We start from the raw sequence: 22,784 nt of genomic DNA on the forward strand, positions 1-22,784 counted from the left end.
TGGTCACAGTTAACCACCAAGGCCTGCTACCGCCAGGACACTGCCCGACCGATGAGCCGTTAAATCGGCCAGCCACGGGCAGCCAATAGCGCGCCCCCCCGCATCATCCAGGCGTTGGTGAGCGTATGCCCCCGACGCTGGCGACACCCGGTGCGCCTTGTCCGACCCGCCACAGGCGACCACCGCCGTCAGCCGTCCAGCTCCAGCCGAGCCAAGGTACCCCCCCTGTCTTTACGGTTACTCAGACTAAAGCGGCCATGATGTAATTGCGCAATACGGGTGACGATACTCAGCCCCAGGCCAATACCGTTATAACGCTGATCCATTCTGACAAATTGTCGGGTCAACGCCACCGACCGCGCTTCGTCGATACCTGGTCCTTCATCCATGACCTGCAAAACACATCGGCGCCCAGACGGGGTTTCGTCTTGCTGAAGGGTAACGGTAATCGTGCTTCCATCCGGGCAATAACGATGGGCATTTTCCACCAGATTACGCAATAACAGGCGCAACAATACCGCATTGCCTTGGATCTCCGGATCCGCGGCCGGTAATCGCCACTCCAGCCGCTGCCCGCGCAAAGCCGCCATCTCAGCCAGCTCGTCTTGTTGGGCCACCACGACATCATGCACCAACCGCACCAATTGATACTGTCCTGACGAAAAATCATTGCGGATCCGGGCCAGCATCAGCAGTTGTTCAACGGTAAACGCCATATTATCCACCCGCTCAATGAGCGGCTGACAGTTAATCTGGTGCTGCTTCTCATGCAATTCCAGATGCAAACGGATCCCCGCCAGCGGCGTACGTAATTCATGCGCCACGTCGGCGGTAAATTGCCTGTCCTGCTGCAACGTGGTATTCAGCCGCGCCAGCAGCTGATTCAAACTGCGGGTAACGGCCAGCACCTCGTTGATATCGCCGGTTTCCGGCAGCGGGTCAACACTTTCCGCACTGCGGGTTTGCAGCTGCGTTTGCAGCACCGACAGCGGCCGGGTGATCCATTTCACCGCCTGAAAGCAAAAAACAGCGTTACCAGTATCATCAGCAATGAGGGCACGCTCAAAGAGGCGATAGCCTCATGTATTTCGGTATTGACGTGCTCATTGCGCACCGCTTCTGCGAGCGTTTTGTCGACCAGCAAGTCGATCTGCTCTCTACTTTCATGCCATAACCAAAGCACGCTTATCAGCTGGCATACCAGCATGATTGCGCCGAGCACAATAATAAGCCGCCAACGCATGCTGTAAAAGCGGCCGGCGCGCATCCGCAGACCGCTCATGATTTCTCCGCGGTGGTGAGAAGATAACCGAAGCCGCGCAGCGTCTGGATACGGTCACGGCCTATTTTCTGGCGCAGATGATGAATATGCACTTCGAGCGAGTTGGAAGAGGGATCATCATCCAAACTGTAAAGATCCTGATGCAGAATTTCACGATGGATGCGATGCCCCGCCCGCAACATCAGCTGGGAGAGGATGGCAAACGCCTTCGGGGTCAATATGACCGCTTTACCGTCCACGGTGACATCATTGTGGGTCAAATCCAGGGAAATACCATCTACCCACAGCAGGTTATTACTGACACCCTTATGACGGCGAATGATGGCCCGGGCGCGGGCCAGCAATTCGCTTAGCGCAAAGGGTTTAATTAGATAATCGTCTGCGCCGAAATCCAGGCCGCGGACCCGCTCGTCAATCGCGTCACACGCGGTCAGGATCAATACCGGCACGCCGTTGCCTTGCCGGCGAAGTTTTTCCAGCAGCGTCATCCCATCGCCGTCCGGCAAGCCTAAATCAAGAATAATCAGGCTGTATGTCGTGGAGGTCAATAACGGCCAGCTTTGACGCAAATCAGCAGCGCATTCACAGGCAAAATGTTCCTGCTCCAGCGCCTGCTGCAGGCCTTCGCGCAAGAGTTTATCATCCTCAATCACCAAAATTTTCATTACCCGCAATCCCAGTAGCAAAGCGCTCATCCATCGGGCGACACGGAGCGCGGCCGCCCGTTTTATTGACCGGATAACCGCTGCCGTGTCGGAACGAAACGCCCCTCAGGCCTGCCCGGCAGCCGTCAACGGGCGGTCAATGATGCTAATAGACCTCATTTTATCCGGCATGTTCAACCGGACCGGCGGCCTCGCGGCGCAGACCGGCGCTAAACGCCGTGCGAAAAAGTATGGCATTAAGGATAGCCCAGGCGGATGCAAAGGCCAGCGGCGGATGTAGGAGTAAGCGGCGCGAGGGAGGGGAACGGCACCGCCGGAGACCGACGGCGTCAAAACACAAAAGATGAGACCTTAAGAGGCGTCCGGCTGCGGCACACCGCCGGTCAAACGCGTTAACTGTTGCCAGACCGCTTCCAGCGGCCCCTGACGAAAATACCTGAGCCACAGGGCAGACGCAGCAATATTGATAAACCAGACCGCCGGCACAAACGCCATCAGCTGTAGCCGGTCGTAAGCCATAAATAATCCCAGCTTATTAAAGAGCAAGGTACATATAAGGGTTTGCAGCAGGTAATTGGTCAGGGCCATTCTCCAGACGTTGCCAAGCAGGCGGATAACCGTCTTGTCGGCCAGCCGCGGCCAGAACCCATACAGCAAGGCGACATAGCCCAGCGCCTGCGGCGGCGCGCTGATTTCCCGCGGCATCTGTAGTAAAAAACCGCACCAGCGATAATCCCAGCCCAGTTGCCACTGGGCCACCACCGCCGGCAGGTTGATTATCAACCCCGCTGGAATCAGCCACAGCGCCATCCGCCGATAATGCGCCGGTTCACGGCGACCCGCCAACCAACCGTTATGCATCAGCCCCGCGCCTATCAATATCGCGCCGGCCAATTGCCAACCGTATTGCGACGCCATCGCCAGCAGACTACCGTGCAGTAAATTTAGCCGCTCGCGCCAGGCTTCCGGGCCGCCCTCGGTTTGCCAATAATGTTCATACACCCGATTGGCAATATCCGGCAGCCAGAAGCGGCCTGGAGGCTGGTCGCCGAGCAACAGTTGAAACACCAGCAAAAGCCCTATCCCTAAAAAAGCATAGAGCACGATACCTGCGGCGATAAGGCTTCGCTCGCTCGGCGACCGGCGAATCAGCCCCAGACACAGCAGCCACACCAGTCCGTAATCCAGTAAAATATCGCCATCCCAGAAGAAGATGGCGTGAATAACACCAAACCCCATCAACCACAGAAGCCGCGCCTGAGTCCAACGCGGTCCGCGCGGTAATAGCAGCACCAGGCCGCCGCCAAACAATAACACGAATAAGGTGAGAAATTTAACCTGGGCCACCAAATCCAGCACGGCCCATGTCCAGGCTTCGCTGGAGGAAATGCTACCGGTATATGCAGGGTTAAGGTAAGCCGCTTTCGGCAACCCGAAGGCGGTGATATTCATTAGCAGGATGCCCAGAATGGCTATCCCGCGCGCGCAATCCAACATCGCGATGCGCTGCCGCATGGGTATTCTCTTTTGTCAGACGGCGCCGGCAGCGCCGCAAATAAGGGTTAACAATAGATTAACCGTTATGATGCGTGACAGCACGCAAAAATTCCTGGCGGGTATTTTGGCTTGATTTAAACAGTCCACCCAGCGAGGTGGTGGTCGTGGTGCTGGTGGCATCGCGGATCCCACGCGCCTTGACGCAATAATGCACCGCGTCGATGGACACCGCCACGTTATTGGTGCCGAGCAGCGTCTGCAGCGCCAGCAGGATCTGCTGCGTCAGCCGCTCTTGCACCTGCGGCCGCTGGGCAAAAAACTGCACGATACGATTGATTTTCGACAGTCCGATAACGCACTGTTTTGGGATATAGGACACCGTCGCTTTGCCATCGATAATAACAAAATGGTGTTCACAGGTGCTGGTCAGCGTTATATCGCGCACCGTGACCATTTCATCCACCTTCATCTTATTTTCGATGACGGTGATCTTGGGGAAATTGGCGTAATCCAGACCGGCGAAAATCTCCTCCACGTACATCTTGGCGATACGGTGCGGCGTTTCCGCCAGACTGTCATCGGTCAAATCAAGATTAAGCAACGTCATAATTTCCGTCATACGCTCAGCGATAAGACGTTTGCGCACTTCGTTATCCAGTACCTCGCCCCGCAGCGTTGTTTCCAGGCCACGGGCCAGTAAAGCGTCGCGTACCTGCGAGGCATCTTTTGTCAGCGTTACCATATTCATTATTCTCCAGCAGGCGATTCGCTCCCGCGGGGTTAACCGCAGAATGGGCAACACTCTAGTGGAGTGCGCGGGGATAATCCAGTGAATGTGTTTCATGATAGCTGAATCGTTCACACTTAGCCTGCTATGGCTGACGCCAGACCAACAAGCCGGCTATCGCCAACGCCAGCATAGAGGCCAGCAGCGCCGGTTCAAGCCGCCCGGTCCACCAGGAGGAGAGCGCCGAAAGCATCGGGCCCGCCAGTTGCCCCAAGGCATAGCCGCAGGTCAGCAGACCCGCCATGTGACGCAGATGATCGGGCGCCTGTCGGCGGCTACATTCCAGCGTTAACTGTACGACGCTGAGAAAACCGCCGCCGGTCAGCAGCGCGCCGACAATCAGGCTGCCGATACCGGGTAAACTTATCATCAGCAACACCCCGACCCCCTGCGCCCACAGCGTCAGCGCCAGACGACGGCCGGCGGACAACCGATGCCGGGTCAGGATGCCGAGCACGATACCGCCGACGCTGGCGGCGCCGACGCTGGCGGCGCCGAATACCGGCCATACCCACTGGCCAAAAGCACTGGCGGGAAAGCGCTGCGCCGCCATTTGCGACAGGAAAGTCGCGGGCAAGATATAGCCAAAACCCGCCAGGTAATAGCTCCATAGCAACTTTTTCAACGGCAGGCTCAGCGCCGCTACCCTGGCGGTCTGGGCAGGGTGCGCCAGCGTGCCGCTGCGCGGCAGATTGCGGCTGATAAAGGCGATAAGCACCGCGGCGACGGCGCCGTAAACCAGCCAGGCGGTGGCCGCGTCAACCCGGCAATAGTGCAGCAACATCGCCAGCATGCCGCTTGCGAAAATGCCGGTGCCGGGACCGGCAAAGACTGCGGCGCTCAACGCCGGACGGCGTAGTCGCAACAGTTGATTGTTGGTCCAGGCCGCCACCAATACCATCGCCCAGCCGCTGGACCAGCCGATGAGAAACCGCAGCGCGGCATGGGTGTCCAGGGCTGATGCAGCAGCGCCGACAACAAGGTCAACACCACCGAGCCACAGTCTTTTTTCCATACCGCGGCGGGCGCGCATCGCATCATAGGCCCCCAGTAGATAACCCAAATAATTGAATGCCGCCACCAGCGCCGCGCTGGTTAGGGTAAGCTGTCCGTCCGCTATCATTAGCGGCACCTGCGGCGTGAAAGCAAAACGCCCTATCCCCATGGCCACCAGCAATGCCAGAAACCCGCTTAATGCCACCTTTATGGCCATATTAACTCCACGACAACGCATTGTAGTTGCCAAAAGAATGTCCTATCGCTAGAATCACGGAAAATGAATAATTAAGACCAAGTTGATGACAAAATGAGAATATATGGATCTAACCCAACTTAAAATGTTTTGCTGTGTGGCTGAAACCGGCTCTCTGGCCCGTGCCGCCGAGCAGCTTCATCGGGTGCCGTCCAACCTGACCACCCGGCTGCGTCAGTTAGAGAACGAACTGGGCACCGATCTGTTTATCCGCGAAAAACAACGGCTGCGGCTGTCGCCCATGGGACATAATTTCCTGTGCTATGCCACCCGTATCCTGGCGCTGAGCGAGGAGGCCCTCGCGATGAGCCGGGCGGGCGTTTCACGCTGGGGTCGATGGAAAGCACCGCCGCCACTCGTCTGCCGGGTCTGCTGGCCGCCTACCATCAACATTTTCCCCAGGTGTCCTTATCGATTATCACCGGCACCTCCGGCGAGATCATCAACGGCGTTCGCGCCGGCACGCTGGCGGCAGCACTGGTGGACGGGCCGGTGGAGTATGACGATATTGCGTCAGCTTTTGCGAAACGCTGGGGTTAATTTCAAGTCCGGACCAGCCGGTTATCACCTCAGCCAAAGATATCGCCGGCCAGAAGGTGTTTGCCTTTCGCCACAGCTGTTCGTACCGGCAAAAATTGGAAATCTGGTTTTACGCCGATGGCGTCAATCCCGGTACGATTTTGGAAATTTAATCCTATCATGCCATGCAGGCCTGCGTAGCCAGCGGCGCCGGCGTCGCGCTGCTGCCCTTGTCGGTGTTGGCGCAGTTGCCCGGCCGTGAGCGGGTCAAGGTACATCCGCTGCCGCGTCATATCGCCAACGCCGCGACCTGGCTCATCTGGCGGCGCGATGCGTTCGGGCCCAACGTCGAAGCCTTAAAACAGCTTATCATCGATAGCCACGATGCCACCGCCGCCGTTGCGCCGTCGCCGTCATTTGCCTTGTCGCAGCCGGTCCCCGGCTGCGGCGCGGACATTCACGAGGGGGAGTGCGTCGCCGACGCGCCCGCCTTTCACTCTGCTTTAGGAGCTTCACCATGCAAATGATTAAAACCCGTGCCGCCGTCGCCTGGGGACCGAACCAGCCGTTGTCGGTGACCGAGGTGGACCTGATGCCGCCGCAGAAAGGCGAAGTGCTGGTCCGCATCGTCGCCAGCGGCGAGTGCAAATTTTGCCGCTCCGGCAAAACCAATTTATGTCAGGCTATCCGCACCACCCAGGGTAAAGGACTGATGCCGGACGGCACCACCCGCTTTTTCAAGGACGGCAAACCCATTTTCCATTATATGGGAACCTCGACCTTCGCGGAATACACCGTGATACCGGAAATTTCGCTGGCGAAAATCAATAAGGCCGCGCCGTTGGAAGAAGTCTGCCTGCTGGGCTGCGGCGTGACCACCGGCATGGGCGCGGTTATCAATACCGCCAAAGTTCAGCCCGGGAATTCGGTGGCTATCTTTGGCCTTGGCGGCATCGGTCTGTCGGCGCCCAGATGGCCGGCGCAGGCAGGATTATCGGCATTGATCTCAACACCAGTAAATTCGAGCTGGCCCGCAAGCTTGGCGCCACCGATCTTATCAATCCGCGGGATTACGACCGTCCCATTCAGGAGGTGATTGTCGAGCTGACCGACGGCGGCGTCGATTTTTCCTTTGAATGCATCGGCAACGTCAATGTCATGCGTTCGGCGCTGGAATGTTGCCATAAAGGCTGGGGCGAATCGGTCATTATCGGGGTCGCCGGCGCCGGCGAGGAAATCGCCACCCGACCGTTCCAGCTTGTCACCGGACGCGTATGGCGCGGTTCCGCTTTCGGCGGCGTGAAAGGCCGCTCGCAGTTGCCCGGCATCGTTGAACGTTATTTGAACGGCGAATTTCAGCTCAACGATTTCATTACCCACACGATGGGACTTGAGGCGATAAATGAGGCGTTCAGCCTGATGCATGAAGGCAAATCGATCCGTTCCGTTATCCATTTCGGCCAGTGATAAAAGGAGACAGCGATGACCGTCAACGCTGAGCGCATCGCGGCCCACCGCCTGTACGGCGGCTGGCAGTACCGCTACCGGCATCGGTGCCGATGACCTATAGCGTCTATGTGCCGCCGGAAGCCGCGGATAAACGGCCGCCGCAGGTGATCTTCTGGTTGTCGGGCCTGACCTACACCGATGAGAACTTTAGCACCAAGTCAGGCGCGCAGCGCCTGGCCGCCGAGCTTAATTTGCTGTTGGTGATGCCCGATACCAGCCCGCGCGGCGAGTCGGTGGCCGACGATGAGGCCTACGATCTGGGCCAGGGGGCGGGCTTTTATCTCAACGCCACGGTCGCGCCCTGGTCATCCCATTATCGGATGTTCGATTACCTCAGCGACGAACTGCCGGCGCTTATCCGCCAACAGTTCAGCACGGGGGATCGCCAGTCCATCATGGGCCATTCGATGGGCGGCCATGGCGCGCTATTAATGGCGCTGCGTCATCCGGGGCGTTATTGCTCGGCGTCGGCTTTTGCGCCGATCGTCAACCCCAGCGAGGTGCCCTGTGGTCGTAAAGCTTTCGGCGAGTATCTGGGACAGGACGAGAAAGCGTGGCGGCAATGGGACAGCTGCCGGCTGCTCCCGACGGCGGCGCGCAGCCGCTACCGGTGTTGATAGATCAAGGCGATGCCGATCCGTTCATGCCGGAACAGCTGCAGCCGGAAACATGGGCCACGCTGGCGCGCCAGCATCAATGGCCGCTGACGCTGCGTATCCATCCGGGCTATGACCACAGCTATTTCTTTATCGCCAGCTTTATTGATGATCACCTGCGCTTTCACGCCGGTTATCTGCACGCCTGATCCCCCGCGCTAACACCCTCTGTCCGGGTGAATGACGTTCCCCCGGATGCTAAAACCGGACGACTACCGGCCCCGGCCAACGCAAAAAGAAGGGAACGCTACTTCGAGGCTAAAGATCGATAGCTACCGTCCCCTGGCCGGCGCAGAAAGAGGGGGGCGCCCCGGATGCAGAGGCCGACGACTACTGTCCCCGGCCGACGCAGCAGGAGGGGATCGCCCCCGGTGACTCATTCCCGACGGCCCCCTGCCATCGACCTATTGATTGACACCGACCCAACACCCGTCGACCGCCATTGACCGCGTTGCACCTTCGGCGAGCCTCTTTGTCCTGCGTCGTGCGCCGATGCGCGACGGCAAGCGGGGCATTACGCTGGCGTGCCGGTCAGAAATCAATATTGGCCCCCAGAAAATAGCGTCTGCCGTCCAGCACCCGACCGTAGGTAACATAATCGACACGTTTATCCAGCAGATTATAAACCCCGGCCTGCAATTGCAGCTGTTTCGACAGCCGCCAGCTGGCGCCCAGGTCGATAAAGGTGTAGGACGGCCGCCCTTCGCTCATACTGCTGCGCCCGAGGTAAGCCGAACTCTGGCCGCGATGATTGACCCGAAGCCAACTGGCGATATCGGGAGTCGTTTGCCAGTTAAGCGTAGCGTTGACCATATGCTTTGGCATTTCGTTCAATGGCTTGCCGATGAATTCGCCGCTCCGCTGTTCGGTTTCGGTGAAGGTGTAGATGGAGACCAGCGACCACGCCGGCGAGAGGGTCCAGTTAAAGGAGGCCTCAACGCCGCGGACCCGAGCTTTATCCACGTTGACCCGGTTGCTGATAAATTTATAGGCGACATCGCCGATTTTACAGGCGCCGGCATTGGTCCCGCTCGGATCGGTGCAGCTGCGCACCTCGGTAATTTTATCGCGGTAGTCGGTATTAAACAGCGTCACGCCGGTGCTCAAAAAGCGGTGGTTATCCCACAGCAGGGCGATTTCCTGATTAAGACTTTTTTCCGGCTTGAGACCGGGGTTACCGATAATAATGGCCGGCGCCCCGCCGCCACCGGTGATTTGGCCCCAGTCCGCCACGGCCTGACGCAAATCCGGCGAGCGATAACCGCCGGAAATGCCGCCCTTCAGCGTCCAGGTTTCGGTTAAATGCCAGACGCCATACAGCCTTGGTGTCCAATGGCTGCCGTAATTTTCGTCGCGATCCATGCGCAAGCCGGTGGTGAGGGCAAAGTCCTGAGTCATCAGCCATTCATCCTCGGCGAACAGCGCCCAGCTCCAGCGGTTCAGCTCGCTAAGGGAACGGGCGAAGGACAGCTGGTTTCCCTTATCGTTCAGCGTCTCGTAACGGTATTGGCCGCCGATGCTGAAAGTATGATCGCCGAGATACAGTGTGTTCTGGGTGTTCATCAGGGTGTTAGCCGTCTTCATATCCCGCGACGGGTTGCGGGTTTCTTCGCGCTGCAGATAACTGGTGGTCATGCCGCCGTCATAATTACCGTGATGCGTCAGTGCATAATTATTGCGCGTGTAACGCACATCGCTGAGGTCGCTACTGGCAGACACCGATTTTCCGGGGGAACTGTCTCTGTCTTGGACAAAATGCCCTAAGTCCAAATCAATACTATTGGCCTCATCCGGCGTTAGGGTGAAAGTGACGCCGCCGCTCTTCATCCTTTGAGCATTGTACCCCTCAACTATGCGATCCTCACTGCGGTGCGAGAGCAGGCCGTTGAGTTTGACGCCCAACAGGCCGTCAATCAGGGGGGGGACCCGAGGTATAAAGACTGGATTGATAGCTGTCCCCCGAGCGGCGATCTTCCTGCCAGACGGCCTCGCTGCGCACGGAGGTATGCCAGGATTTACCGACCTGACGGGTGATAATGTTGATGACCCCGCCCATGGCGTCGGAGCCATACAGGGAGGACATGGGCCCGCGCACGACCTCAATGCGCTCAATCGCCGCCAACGGCGGCAACCAGCCCTGTTCGATGCCGGGACCATCGCTATTGGGGCGCGTGCCGCGGCTATCGACGCGTTTGCCGTCTACCAGGATCAGGGTGTATTTGGCGGCCATACCGCGGATGCTGATGTCGCTGCGACTACCGCCGCCGGTGACCACCACGCCCGGCACATCCTTAAGCGCGTCGGTGACATCGGTATAAGCTTTGGTTTCCAGGGTTTCACGCGAGATAACCGAGATGGATGCGGCGGAATCCTCAATTTTTTGTTGGAAGCCGGCGGCGGTGACGACCACGGTGTCCGTTTCGGGATCTACCGGGGAGGCGCCCACCTGCGGGGCGCCGAGCGCGGCCATCGACAGGACCATAGCGCGGGCAGTAACTCTGTTACGCATGACAATATTTCCTTATAGTGTTTCCACTTAGCCTTGATTGCGTGAGCCATTGTAAGAAAATACTAATTTATGTAAATAAAAATCACTCTCATTCTCATAATTATTTGGTTTAATGGAAAGCAGTTGAGCGCCGTGATTTTTACCCGGCGCGGCAGGTGTTTACTACCAAGGATTTGGTGAATCAGGGAACGTGATGTTACGCGGCGTGACGGGCGTCGACGGCGAAAGTTCTGGCGCATCAGGCGCCGATGCAGGCAGCGCGCACCGAGCAATACCGGCGAGGCAAAGCCAGTGTCGAACGTAAGCGATGGCAACGGGCGCCAAGCGGCAGCCCTCTCGTCAGTGGGGCTGAGGGGACCTAGGCGCTTTATCGCCATGCAGGGGTAAAGGAACATCGCTTTGGGAAATGGACCCGGTAAGTAGTCAAAATCGCACGCCTTTTTCAATACCGCGCTTTTTTATCCGCACAATGTTTTTATGCCTGCCGCGCTCTTCTGTCAGGGCCCTGTTCTCCTGTATCGGCGCGGACGGCGGCGCGTTCAAATAGGCCCCGGTGGACTGACCAGACCATCGATCAACACCTGCGGCCGGCCCTGTGAACAGCGCTCAATACGGCCCTTGACAGCCATAAACGCTGGCCAGACTGGCGGGCGTGATCACGTGTTCAGGGACGCCGTCCGCCAGCAAACGTCCGTCGCGCAACATCAGCGCATGTTGACCGTGACGCAACGCAATATTGATATTGCACCACCATTAAGGTGACGATATTGCTGCGCCGGGTTTCGCTGCCAATAAGTGACATCACGTGATATTGATAATTGAGATCCAGCGCGCTAAGCGGCTCGTCGAGCAGCAACAGCGCCGGCTGGCGTATCAGCGATTGCGCCAGCCCCACTAATTGCTTCTGTTCGCCGGAGAGGTTGTCCAGATACTGCAGCGCCAGATGGGCTATCCACAACCGAGCCAGCAGCGCCATCACCGCCGCCTCGTCAGCCCGATGCGTGCGGCCGACGGAGGCGCGTTGCGCCACGATGACCGATTCCAGCACCTGCAAATGAACACCGGCTGGCAGGCTCTGCGGTAGATACACCACCTTTTACGCGCGCCGGGCAAACGGCAATTGCATTAAATCTTCCCCCGCCAGCCACAGCTCCCCGCGGGCCGGATTCAAACCGGCCAACGATCGCAGCAGGGTGGATTTGCCGCAACCATTGGGCCCCAGCAGCACGCTAATTTGACAACGCGGTAGACAGGGCACCTCGAGCTGGTCAATGACCAGACGTTTCGGATAACCGGCGCTAAAGCCGGCAATACACAGTCCCGCGGTCATAAATTCCTCCGGTGGCGCAATGATGATGCTCAGGAAAAACGGCACCCCGACCAGCGAGGTCACAATGCCGACGGGGATAAGCGTGCCCGGCACGATATTTTTAGATGCCACCGACGCTATCGACAAAACCAGCGCGCCAACTAACGCGCTAGCGGGCAGATAAAAGCGGTGATCTTCGCCGACCATCAGCCGGGCGATGTGTGGCGCCACCAGACCGATGAAACCAATCGGCCAGACGAAGGCGACCGCCAGCGCCGACAGAATACTGATACGCAGCAGCGTGCCCAGGCGCAACCGCTTGACGTCGATGCCAAAGCTTATCGCCCAGCCGCAGCGCGGTCAGCTTCCAGGCGCTGAACATTGACCAGGGCAACATGATCGCAAAGGCTGCGCTCATTATGGTTAATTTCGGCCATGAGGCGCGCGCCAAACTGCCCATGGTCCAAAACACCAGGTCTTGTAGCGTATCTTCGGTGGCGATGAACTGCATCATCGACACCAGCGCGTTGAAGGTAAACACCAGCGCTATTCCGAATAGCACCACGCCAGAGGTCGCCACGCGGGTCCAGCGCGTCACGGCATCCAGCAACAACGCCGCCAGCAGCGCGAAAACAAACGCGTTAATGGCGATAAACCACGTCTCGGGCAGGCCAGGCACGCCTATCCCCAGGATAATCGCCAGCGCGGCGCCGAACGCCGCCGCCGATGATACGCCCATGGTGAAGGGACTGGCGAGGGGGTTATTCAGGATAGTCTGCATTTCCGCGCCGGCCAGTCCCAGCGACAATCCCACTGCGACCGCCATCAAGGCGTACGGCAAGCGAATATCCCAGACAATGACTCGCGTCCCCGCATCAGCAAGCTGGGGATGGAACAGCGTGTGCAACAACGCCTCCGACCCCAGCCACGACGGGCCGAGGGTGAAGTCCACCAACACGCAGGCGGCAATGGCCGCCAGCAGCAGCAGGCGCCGGCGCAATAGACGCTGATACTGCCCCATCGCGGCGGCTCGGGAGACGTCAGGCGTCGGTTCGAGGGGTATACACATTCTGGTACCTGAAAAACGGGCTAAGGGACGACTTTGCCGGTACGGGCCCGTGGGGGTGTGATGTCCGGCAGAGCGCAAACGGCAACGATGTTAGCATGGCAACGATGAAAGGCGTCTGGCCGGCCCCCAACGGCACCCATAATAGCTTGGCATCTATGAAAAGCGCCTGGTGCATTTCAACGGCATCCATGCTGGCCTGGCAACCGTGAAACGCGTCTGGCAGACCCCAAACGGCACCCACACCAGTATCGCGACCCCAAAAGCGCCCGCCGGGCGGGCCGACAAAGATGAAGCGCTAACCTTAAATCAAATGATAAAGCTTATCAATCCTAATAAGCCATTACCTAGTACCTGATGCCCGGCGGTGCCAGTCACCGCTCTGACCCGACGAAAAGGGATCATCGGTTATCTGTGGTATCGGGAAACGTCATGTCTTCATAGCGGACCCACCGGCTGCCGCGGCGCCAGCGGTAGCCCAGCCAGATAAGCAGGAACAGCGGAAGCCCGATATAGGTGGCGATGACGCCATTCCAGTCAATCGTCCGCGCCAAAAAGGCCTGATAATTCTGACCCAGGGTAATAAGCAAGTGCAAGATAAACGCCAGCACCGGACCCAGCGGGAACAACCCGGCCAGCAAGATCGCGGCCTTGCTTCACATAGCCGCGGCGGAACCGGTAGTGGCTGACCGCGATGCCCAGCCAGGCGATGAACCCGGTCATGCCTGAGGTGTTTAACAGCCACAAATAAACCTTCTGGTTGGAGTACAGGGAGGAAAGAAAACACAGCGCCGCCACCAGCGTCGTCATCACCAGCGCATAACGCGGGACACCTCCCTGCGACAGGCGGGCGAAAATCTTCGGCGCTTTGCCCTCCACCGCCAGGGTATACAGCATGCGCGTCGAGGCATACATGCCGGAATTACCCGCTGACAAAACCGCCGTGAGAAAATGACGCTGTTCATCACCGCCGCGGCCGACAGCAGCCCGGCGTTGCGAAAGACCAGTGTAAACGGGCTGACGGCGATATCTTTCACATCATTACGCAGCAGGTCGGGGCTGGTATAAGGAATAATCAGGCTGATAATCAGGATCGCTAGCACATAAAACAGCAAAATACGCCAGAACACCTGCCGCACCGACCGCGGTATATTTTTGGCCGGATCCGCCGACTCGCCGGCGGCGATACCAATAAGCTCGGTCCCCTGAAAAGAAAAGCCGACAATCATGGCGACGCCTATCATGGAGGCGAAGCCGCTGTCGAAAGGCGCGTCGCCCACCGTCCAATTGTGCCAACCCGCATGCTCGCCGCCGCGCAGGATGCCGACAATCATCAACACCCCCACGCCGATAAACACCACCACGGTGACGACTTTAATGAGCTAAAACCAGTATTCCGCCTCACCAAAGCCTTTCACCGAAATGATGTTTAGCAGGAACATGACGCCCAAAAACAGCGCGCTCCAGATCCAGCCCGGCGTGTCCGGGAACCAGTAATTCATGACCAGCTGCGACGCCACCAGATCCACCGCGATGGTGACCGCCCAGTTGTACCAATAATTACAGCCGAGGGCGAAGCCGAAGCCCTCTTCAACATAACGTGACCCGTAGGTGGCGAACGAACCGGAAACCGGCATATAGGCCGCCAGCTCGCCAAGGCTAGTCATCAGGAAATACACCATCAGGCCGATCAACACATATGACAGCAGCGCGCCCCCGGGCCCAGCCTGTGAGATAGACGCGCCGGAGGCGACAAATAAACCGGTACCAATGGAGCCGCCGATGGCGATCATGGTCAAATGGCGCGCTTTCAATTCGCGGCGCAGGCCGCTCTGCGGCGGGGGAGAAGAAGTTTTGTGACACATGGCGTTTGACGGGTCTCTGCAAAAATCGAGGCGGGATTGTAGCAAATCGTTCCCGTCACGCACGCCCAAGCAGTCAAATTATAAGACAGCTTCATAATTCATGGTCAATTATAAGCGCAATATGACAAAAGCGCCGATTTTAACACCACCCTGCCGCGACAGTGCCGCCGTTTAACCTCACAAGTCGGCCACCCGGCCATGCTTTCTTCCGATGGCCGGGGGTGAGTGCTGCGCTTAGCGGGCGTGTTAGCCGGCGTGGTGCTGGCAATAGTCGATAAACCGCTGCAGGGCGTGGGAGAGGTGTTTTTGCCGGTGATGAACGACATGCAGCGTACGGTAAAACGGCGGCAGCGGCGGCGTTAGCGTCACCAGCGTGCCCAGCGCCAGCGCCTCTGCTACCACCCGGCGCGACAGGCAGCTGATCCCCAAGCCGTGGCGTACCGCATGTTTAATGGCTTCGGAATTGCCGAGCTCCATTTCCAAATGAAAGTGCGGCAAACGCGAGAGCAGCAGGTGGTCGACGATATCGCGGGTGCCCGAGCCGCGTTCGCGCAGTATCCAGGGCGCATCCGCAAGGGCGGCTAGCTCAAGCTTTCGTCCCGCCAGCGGATGATCGGGTGCAGCAAAAATCACCAATTCGTCATTCAGCCAGGCGCGGGTTACCAGATCCGGGTGGTGACTCGGCCCTTCAATCAGCCCCAAATCGACGCGGAAATCCGCCACGGCGTTGATGACCTCTTGACTGTTGCCCACCTGCAGCGACAGAGGGGTATCAGGTACCGCGCGTCGGTAGCCCGCAATTAGCGCCGGCAAAATATAATTGCCGATGGTACTACTGGCGAACAGCCGCAAGGCGCCATTTCCTTGCGAGAATAGCGTGCCTATCTCTCCCGCCTGTTCAAGCAACGCGACGGCGCGGGGATAGAGCAACCGTCCATGCTCATTCAGCACCAGCCGTTTGCCTACACGGTCAAACAATTTTACCTTTAACTGTTGTTCCAGATCGGTCAGCGCCGCACTGACCGCCGACTGCGACAACGATAATACCTGGGAGGCTTGGGTGGTAGAACCGCTTTTCAGCACTTCGGCAAAGACTTCCAGCTGGCGCAGGGTAATGGCCATAGCTTCAGTAATCCAACATTTCAATGAGACAACCAACTATAATCATTTCTTTTCTCCTCTTCATCACTTTAACCGGGAGCCCAGCCAGGATGAGTGAAAACAAGTTTATCGGCGCGCATGTCAGCGCAGCGGGAGGCGTGGAACAGGCGGTGGCGCGCGCGCGCAGTCTCAAGGCAACAGCATTCGCGCTCTTTACCAAGAACCAGCGGCAGTGGAAAGCCGCAGCGCTGACCACCGAAACCATCGATAATTTCCGCGCCGCCTGCGAGCGCTACGGTTATTCATCGCGCCAGATCCTACCCCATGACAGCTATCTGATTAATCTAGGCCACCCCACCCACGAGGGCATCGAAAAATCGCGCGCGGCGTTTCTTGATGAAATGCAGCGCTGTGAGCCACTCGGCCTGAGCCTGCTCAATTTCCATCCCGGCAGCCATTTACAGCAGATTGAAGAGGACGAATGCCTGGCGCGCATCGCCGATTCCATCAATCTGGCGCTGGAAAAAACCCGGGGGGTCACCGCCGTGATCGAAAACACCGCCGGCCAGGGTAGCAATCTCGGCTTTTGCTTTGAACAGCTTGCAGCCATTATCGATCGCGTTGAGGATAAAAACCGTGTCGGCGTATGCATTGATACCTGCCACGCCTTTGCCGCCGGTTATGATATACGCACCGCATCGGCCTGCGCCGACACTTTCCAGCAGTTCGCCGATATCGTCGGTTTTTCCTATTTGCGCGGGATGCATCTTAACGACGCCAAAACCGACTGCGGTAGCCGGGTCGATCGCCACCACAGCCTCGCCGAAGGCAAGATAGACAAAGCCGCGTTCGCCTGGATCATGGCCGATAAACGCTTCGACGGCATTCCGATGATTCTGGAAACGATCAATCCAGACATTTGGCCGCAGGAAATCGCCTGGTTGCAGGCGCTGGCCGCCGGCAAAAAAACCTCGGCAACGCTGGCGGCAAGCTGAGCGCCAAACGACATCCGCCCGCAGGATACACCCTGCGGTCAGTTAAGAGCCCGATTTTACGCGGGCAATCGATCGTTTAAGCTTAGCCTGCCGCTTGCCTTGGCCAATGAGTCCAGAAGCGCGAGCTTGAATGTTTGCTGCTTGATTGCTTGCCGCTTGCTGGTTTATTTGCCTGCTTGTCTTACTGCTTGTTTGCTAGCTTGCCTGTTTGCCAGAACAGTATGCCGCAGGCGTTACGCCTTGCCAGCGCTTGCCGGCGGGCTAACGCGGCCGCCGCCTTTACCCGGTGATGCTCAGGGCACTTGCGGCGTCAGGTTTCCTGCGGCCATAGGGGGTTAGGCGCTATCAGGCCATCGCTTTAACTCTCTCTTCGTCAGGACGTTTCAGCAAACTGTACAGCACGCCCAGCAACAAGGTGCCGGCGGCTATCGCGATGACATAGCCGGACACCGGCGAGATGGCGCCCGGGATTAGCAGCACAAACAGACCGCCGTGCGGCGCCATCAGCGTCGCGCCAAACAGCATCGACAGGGCGCCGGTGAGCGCGCCAGCCAGCATGCTAAGCGGGATCACGCGCATCGGATCGCGGGCGGCGAACGGAATCGCCCCTTCCGAGATAAAGCACAGTCCGAGCACAAACGCGGCTTTACCGGCTTCGCGCTGGGTGTCATCGAACTTGCGGCGTCCGATAAGCGTGGCCACCGCGATGCCCAACGGCGGCACCATACCCGCAGCCATAATCGCCGCCATCGGGCCATAGGTCTGCGTGCTGAGCAGCGCGACGCCGAAAGCGTAGGCAGCTTTATTAATGGGGCCGCCCATGTCGCTGCACATCATCGCGCCGAGGATAGCACCAAGCAGTACGGCATTCGCGGTTCCCATTACCTGCAACCAATGCGTCAGGGCGGTCAGGATTTTGGCCACCGGCGTCCCCACCACATAAATCATCACCAGACCGGTTATCAAGGTGGCGATAAGCGGAATAGATCAGTATCGGTTTCAGCGCCGCCATGCTTTGCGGCAGGGGCAGTTTATTGCTGATGAGCTCCGCCACATAGCCCGCCAGGAACCCGGCGATAATACCGCCGATAAATCCCGCGCCGGTGCTGACCGCCAGCATCCCGCCCACTAGCCCAGGCGTCAGGCCCGGACGATCGGCTATCGAGAAGGCGATGAAGCCCGCCAAGACCGGCACCATGAGCGCCAGGGCGGATTTACTGCCGATTTCCATCAACGCCGCAGCCAGCGTGCCCGGCTGTTCGGCGGCATGGATGCCGAAAATGAAGGACAGCGCGATACAAAGCCCCCCCGCCACCACCATCTGCAGCATGTAGGAGACGCCGGTGAGCAGATGGCGATAAGCGCCCGGCGAGGTTTTTTTCCCCTCAGCCACCGCGCCCTGTCCCGCCGGCTGAAAGACTTTGGCTTCCGCCACGGCGTTATCGAGCGTCTGCGCGGTTTTTTTCAGCGCCAGCCCGGTGCTGGTCCGGTACATGTGCTTACCGGCGAATTTGCCGAGATCCACTTCTATACTTCTATATCCGCCGCCACAATCACCAGGTCCGCCTCGCGCACCTCCTCGGGAGTGATAGCGTTACCGGCGCCTACCGATCCACGGGTTTCCACCTTGACCCACCAGCCGCGTTTTTTCGCCTCGGCCTCGATGGCCTCGGCCGCCATAAAGGTGTGGGCGACGCCGGTGGGGCTCGCCGTCACCGCGACCACCCGTTTCGGGCCGGACGCCGTCACCGCGCCGGCGCCAGACGGTGCGGAAGCGGCGGCCTGATAGGGTGCGGCCTGCGCGCGGGCGCGCTCTAAAAAAGCGTCCGGATCGGCGGCAGCATCCTCCGCCGCGCCCTGGAACGCGATTTTACCGTTGAGCGAGGCATCGCCGGCCCCCTGTCCCACCAACACCCATAGTTCCGCATCCGCGTTGTCATTGACCAGTTGCAGATCGCTTTTCGTTGCTGCATCAGTCAATAAGGTCCGCAGCAGATGGCTGCGTGCCTGGCCTAATGCACCGTCCAGAATCAGACGTGTTTTCATACTCACTCCCGCTTAATTAAAAGGTTTCAGGTCGACCCGGGCCATCATGGCCGCCAATTGTGGGCGATCGGTCACGCCCACATTGCTTTGGCTGACCGCCAGCGCCGCCACGGCCGTCGTCAGCCGGAGCGTATGTTCGCTTGATTCGCGCATCAAGAGGCCATAAATCAAGTCCCCCACCATCGAATCGCCCGCGCCGACGGTGCTCACCACTTCGCAGGCCGGCGGTTTGGCAAGCCAGGCGCCGGAGGCATTTACCCACAACGCGCCTTCGGCGCCGAGAGAGATAACAACATGGGCGATCCCCTGCTCGCGCAGAGCATGGGCGGCCTCGACGACATCGCTGAGCGCCGGCATCGGCCGGCCGGCCCAGATCTCCAATTCACGGCGGTTGGGTTTCACCAGCCAGGGGGAGGCTTTCAGCCCGGCCACCAGCGCTTCGCGACTGCTGTCGAAAATAATGCAGGGGCAATGACTGCGCAGTTTCACCATCCATTCGGTGAAAGCCGCCGGCGCCACACCGGCCGGCAGGCTGCCGCTGACCGCCACCATATCGAACTGGCCAAGCCAGGTCAGCGAGTCGTTGACGAAACGGTCCCAGTCCTGTGGCGTTACTGTAAAACCGGAGAAGTTAAAATCGGTGACGTCGCCGTCTTTTTCGGTCAACTTGACATTGATACGGGTGCGGCCCTGCACCACCTGAAAACGATTGGCAATGCCCAGATCGCTAAACAGCAGTTGAAAGCCGTCCTGATTTTCTTTGCCTAAAAACCCGCCAACGGTGACGTCGATGCCCAGATCTTTTAGCACCTTGGCAACGTTAATGCCTTTGCCCGCAGCGTGCAGCCCGGTGGTTTGCACCAAATTGACTTCGCCGCGCTCGATTTCCGGGCAAAAGCCCACCAAATCGTAAGCCGTATTTAGCGTAATCGTTGCTACGCGTCTGCTCATGCCTCTCCCTCCCCGAGACCTGAGGCAATGGCCTCGCCAATTGCCTGCAGCGCCTGTTCGGCATCATTGCCTTCAGCGGTAAAACGTAATTTGTGACCTTTTTTGACGCCGAGCGCCACCACTTTCATCAGGCTGCGTCCGTTGGCGGGTTTACCGCTACCGTCCAGGTTGGTGACGGTGATGGCACTGTCGAACTGTTTGATAACGCTAACCAGCGCCGTGCCCGGCCGGGCATGCAAGCCGTGCTCGTTGCGCACCACGAATTCGGCGGTGAGTTGATTCGCCTTCTCCGCCACTTCGCTGGTCAGTAGCGCCAACAACGTCGGCCCATCGGCGTCGGCCAATCGGTCGGCGCGTCCCTGGCGCAGTAGCGCGGCAAGATAATCCAGCACCGGCAGCGGTTGACTGTCCACCATTGCCACCGTCATCAGCAGCATGACCGGTATGCCATCGTGCGCAAAGGGTGTTGCCGGGCGGCTGACGGCGACGGCGCTTATCATGTTGCCCCGCGGGCTATCGTCAAGCCACACGCCCTGCCCCAGATGAAGCGGCGGGCTGGCGATAACGTCGCTAACGAAACCGGTGTCCACGGCGCCGAGGCGCTTTAGCAAACCGGCATTCAACGCTTTCAGCGTCATCAGGTCGCCGGCCGCAATGTCCAATATCAACGTTGAGCTGTCAAACAAAGACGTCGCGGGCTGCTGCTCGCCCATCAGTACGCTGCGCAGTTCCTCGGCCGAGTCGGTTTGCGCCAGGCGCGCCGCCAGAGCTTCATCGCTCAGCACGTGAGTCAACTGTCGCAGCAGGGCAAGATGCTCATCGGATCGCGCGGCGATACCAATGACGACATAGGCCGTTTGGCCCAGTCAATTCCCTGCGGATATTGAAAAACCTGCACGCCGGTATCTTGCACCAGATGGCGAGTCTTGGTAGTACCGTGCGGAATGGCGATACCGTTGCCCAAAAAGGTCGAGGTTTGGGTTTCCCGCTCCATCATCCGACAGATAACCGTCGCTGACGCAGCCCGCCTGCGTCAGCGCGTACGCCACCTGATGAATGGCTTGCGCTTTATCCTCGGCCTGAGCACCGGGATGGATGTCATGTAATGACAGCTCGAACATAGTTCTCCTCACCTGCTGAATGCTGAAGTTGAATCGTTTCAGCTAATGGAGTTAAAAAACGCGTGACTTCTGAAAGGTTGCTCGAAAAGCCACGCTGACACGTTTCAAGGCAGTGTGAAACCAGATCGCTTTGAATGCAAGGGGTGGCGTATATTTCGTGATGAATCTTTGATGCCCCGCACATTTTTCCCGCCGACGGCCTCGCCAGAACCGTAGGTGCTGAAGCAGCGCTGAAGCCTGTCTGGGCGCGCCAAACGTGATTTTTCCACGCGCGGTGTCTTCCCTTGGTGGATGGTGCTAACGGGCAGTTTGGCCGGCAGGTCTTTTTTCCGTCACGCTATTTTGTTTTTCCACCATCGGCGTATGATGCGCCCGCCCCTGTCCTTTACCCCGAACGATATTCATGATGCTTACCCATGCCGCTCTGGTGCGGCGCCTGCCGGATATGACCGCTACTGCCTTTTTGGCGATAGCCTTTCTGACCGGCATTGCCGGTGCGCTCCAGCTTCCCACACTCAGCCTGTTTTTATCCCAGGAAGTCCAGGCCCGACCATTTATGGTGGGTCTGTTTTATACCGGCAGCGCCATCATCGGTATTTTCGTCAGCCAGTTTCTGGCCGCCCGTTCGAACAAACAGGGCGATCGCAAGCTTCTGATCCTCAAGTGCTGCCTGCTGGGTGCGTTGGGCTGCGTGCTGTTCGCCTACGATCGCAACTATTATCTGCTGCTGGGTCTGGGTGTTTTGCTGACCAGTTTTGGCTCCACCGCCAACCCGCAACTGTTCGCCCTGGCGCGCGAACATGCCGATCATACCGGCCGCGAAGCGGTCATGTTCAGTTCGGTGCTGCGCGCGCAGGTTTCGCTGGCATGGGTTATCGGTCCCCCGTTGGCGTTCGCGATAGGCTTCGGCTTCAAGGTGATGTATTTGATGGCCGGCGTGACGTTCTTACTCTGCGGCGCTTTGGTCTGGCTGATGTTGCCCTCCAGGCCGAAAACCCGGACTCAGGCCAGGTCGGTGCTGGAAGCGCCGCGCCGCAACCGGCACGATACGCTGTTATTGTTTGCCGCTTGTACCTTGATGTGGACCTGTAACTGCATGTACCTCATTAATATGCCGCTGTATATCCTGCACGAATTGCATTTGCCGGCGAAAACCGCCGGGGTGATGATGGGTACAGCTGCCGGGCTGGAGATACCCACCATGCTGCTGGCCGGCTGGTTAAGCAAACGCTGGGGGAAACGGCGGTTGATGAGACTGGCGGTGGCGGCCGGGGCGCTGTTTTACCTTGGCATGCTGGTGATGAACGATCCTACGGCGCTGCTGATGCTGCAGTGGTTGAACGCCGTTTTCATCGGGATTTTGGCCGGCATCGGCATGATCTATTTTCAGGATTTGATGCCCGGTCAGGCCGGCGCCGCCACGACCTTGTTCACCAATAGCGGCCGGGTCGGCTGGATTATCGCCGGCTCACTGGCCGGGCTGGTGTCGGCAATCGGGCAATTCCACGGCGTGTTTTACTTGTCATTGCTCATGATTGCCGGTGCCGGTTATTGCATGTGGCGCATTCGTGATGTAGATTCGCCGCAGCCCCGCGACACACTGCTTACCCCTCTAGCCGACGCCGACGGCAATGGTAAGGTGTCTCCATGATCC

General features: G+C 58.7%; 8 protein-coding genes and 10 pseudogenes. 5 read left to right on the plus strand and 13 right to left on the minus strand.

Features of this window, described 5'->3' with window-relative positions:
• Positions 1 to 188 precede the first annotated feature (188 nt).
• From pmrB to JZM24_RS02200, 5 genes and pseudogenes are all read right to left on the minus strand, one after another.
• A pseudogene (pmrB, locus tag JZM24_RS02180) lies at positions 189 to 1,282 on the minus strand (two-component system sensor histidine kinase PmrB).
• A complete protein-coding gene (gene pmrA, locus JZM24_RS02185; RefSeq protein ID WP_215668414.1) occupies positions 1,279 to 1,947 on the minus strand; it encodes a two-component system response regulator PmrA in 669 nt (222 codons plus the stop codon). Before pmrA ends, pmrB begins: the two are co-directional and overlap by 4 nt.
• Before the next feature lie 351 nt (positions 1,948 to 2,298).
• Positions 2,299 to 3,462, minus strand: coding sequence for a DUF418 domain-containing protein YeiB (gene yeiB / locus JZM24_RS02190; RefSeq protein WP_215668415.1), 1,164 nt, complete (start codon positions 3,460 to 3,462; stop codon positions 2,299 to 2,301).
• 58 nt (positions 3,463 to 3,520) lie between these two features.
• Positions 3,521 to 4,186 carry a GTP cyclohydrolase I FolE gene (gene folE / locus JZM24_RS02195; RefSeq protein WP_215669971.1) on the minus strand — a complete coding sequence of 222 codons (666 nt, stop codon included), beginning with the start codon at positions 4,184 to 4,186 and terminating at the stop codon, positions 3,521 to 3,523.
• Between the two features lie 130 nt (positions 4,187 to 4,316).
• Positions 4,317 to 5,444 (minus strand): YbfB/YjiJ family MFS transporter, encoded by a 1,128-nt coding sequence (locus JZM24_RS02200; protein ID WP_215668416.1) that lies wholly within the window; start codon positions 5,442 to 5,444, stop codon positions 4,317 to 4,319.
• A gap of 103 nt (positions 5,445 to 5,547) precedes the next feature.
• On the opposite strand from JZM24_RS02200, the pseudogene ptrR reads away from it, so the two are divergent.
• From ptrR to fghA, 3 pseudogenes are all read left to right on the plus strand, one after another.
• Positions 5,548 to 6,382: pseudogene (gene ptrR / locus JZM24_RS02205) on the plus strand (putrescine utilization regulator PtrR); the annotation flags it as partial.
• Between the two features lie 137 nt (positions 6,383 to 6,519).
• Positions 6,520 to 7,469 (plus strand): annotated as a pseudogene (locus JZM24_RS02210) (zinc-binding dehydrogenase).
• A gap of 15 nt (positions 7,470 to 7,484) precedes the next feature.
• Positions 7,485 to 8,316, plus strand: a pseudogene (fghA, locus tag JZM24_RS02215) (S-formylglutathione hydrolase).
• A 382-nt stretch (positions 8,317 to 8,698) separates the two neighbouring features.
• Here the strand turns inward: fghA and JZM24_RS02220 are convergent.
• The 5 genes and pseudogenes from JZM24_RS02220 to yieE form a co-directional block, all read right to left on the minus strand.
• Positions 8,699 to 10,676, minus strand: a pseudogene (locus JZM24_RS02220) (ligand-gated channel protein).
• A gap of 539 nt (positions 10,677 to 11,215) precedes the next feature.
• Positions 11,216 to 12,006: pseudogene (locus JZM24_RS02225) on the minus strand (ABC transporter ATP-binding protein).
• Positions 12,003 to 13,054: pseudogene (locus JZM24_RS02230) on the minus strand (FecCD family ABC transporter permease). Before JZM24_RS02230 ends, JZM24_RS02225 begins: the two co-directional pseudogenes overlap by 4 nt.
• Positions 13,055 to 13,452: 398 nt before the next feature.
• Positions 13,453 to 14,916, minus strand: a pseudogene (locus tag JZM24_RS02235) (amino acid permease).
• Positions 14,917 to 15,162: 246 nt separating this feature from the next.
• Positions 15,163 to 16,038: a DNA-binding transcriptional regulator YeiE gene (yieE, locus tag JZM24_RS02240; RefSeq protein ID WP_215668417.1), complete on the minus strand. Its 876-nt coding sequence runs from the start codon at positions 16,036 to 16,038 to the stop codon at positions 15,163 to 15,165.
• Between the two features lie 89 nt (positions 16,039 to 16,127).
• On the opposite strand from yieE, the gene nfo reads away from it, so the two are divergent.
• Positions 16,128 to 17,012, plus strand: coding sequence for a deoxyribonuclease IV (gene nfo, locus JZM24_RS02245; protein WP_215668418.1), 885 nt, complete (start codon positions 16,128 to 16,130; stop codon positions 17,010 to 17,012).
• A gap of 345 nt (positions 17,013 to 17,357) precedes the next feature.
• On the opposite strand, the pseudogene fruA reads toward nfo, so the two are convergent.
• The 3 genes and pseudogenes from fruA to fruB form a co-directional block, all read right to left on the minus strand.
• Positions 17,358 to 19,058 (minus strand): annotated as a pseudogene (gene fruA / locus JZM24_RS02250) (PTS fructose transporter subunit IIBC).
• Positions 19,059 to 19,070: 12 nt separating this feature from the next.
• The gene (gene fruK / locus JZM24_RS02255) at positions 19,071 to 20,009 is read right to left on the minus strand and encodes a 1-phosphofructokinase (protein ID WP_215668419.1); all 939 of its coding nucleotides are present in this window, start codon (positions 20,007 to 20,009) and stop codon (positions 19,071 to 19,073) included.
• Positions 20,006 to 21,130: pseudogene (gene fruB, locus JZM24_RS02260) on the minus strand (fused PTS fructose transporter subunit IIA/HPr protein). Before fruB ends, fruK begins: the two are co-directional and overlap by 4 nt.
• A 406-nt stretch (positions 21,131 to 21,536) precedes the next feature.
• Between fruB and JZM24_RS02265 the strand changes: the two are divergent.
• Positions 21,537 to 22,781, plus strand: a complete 1,245-nt coding sequence (locus tag JZM24_RS02265) for a sugar efflux transporter (RefSeq protein WP_215669972.1) — start codon at positions 21,537 to 21,539, stop codon at positions 22,779 to 22,781.
• The last annotated feature ends 3 nt before the right edge of the window (positions 22,782 to 22,784 follow it).

This window comes from Candidatus Sodalis endolongispinus (assembly GCF_018777395.1).
GTDB lineage: Bacteria > Pseudomonadota > Gammaproteobacteria > Enterobacterales > Enterobacteriaceae > Sodalis_B > Sodalis_B endolongispinus.